Source organism: Sulfitobacter sp. HI0027, assembly GCF_001634775.1.
Classification (GTDB): Bacteria; Pseudomonadota; Alphaproteobacteria; order Rhodobacterales; family Rhodobacteraceae; genus Sulfitobacter.
Window position 1 is genome coordinate 1 of record NZ_LWER01000238.1, and the last position, 492, is coordinate 492.

Here is a 492-nt window from a genome sequence, read left to right on the forward strand (position 1 = left end):
TATCTGGACTTTGCGATTTTTGGTGCAGCGTTACAGGCCACGGACGAGTTCCGAGAGTTTTGGCAAGCGTTCGAAGGTGGCGACCACTGGACAGATTTTAGGCGGGGTCTTGGCCCGTTCGCGCACTTTCTCAAATCGCATGGGCATGACATTCTATACCCACTCGAACTTGACGAGCTGCAAACAAGTGATCCGCGGCTTTACGAGGTGCATAGCCTGGTCAAGAAGGGATGCCCTTGCCTACCTCTAGAGGTTTTCTCACTCGACCCGCTGCTCCACGATATTAATGCCATTTCTCTAAGGCCAGCCCTCGACTTCATGCGCCAAGGGCACCCCGCGGCTTACCAGGCTGCAATTGATCACGCGTGCCAGACAATACCGATGCGCGAGTTCAACGCGAATGCAGATCAGTTCGAGATATTGCCCACGACAGCACTCCAGCCCGATAAATCGGAATGGAACTTTGGAACCGTGGCTGTTTTTATCCACGCC

The 492-nt window shown here is 53.9% G+C and carries 1 protein-coding gene; it reads left to right on the forward strand.

From position 1 onward, the window contains the following. The coding region (locus A3722_RS14955; protein ID WP_150120500.1) for a hypothetical protein at window positions 1–492 on the forward strand (492 nt) is incomplete at both ends.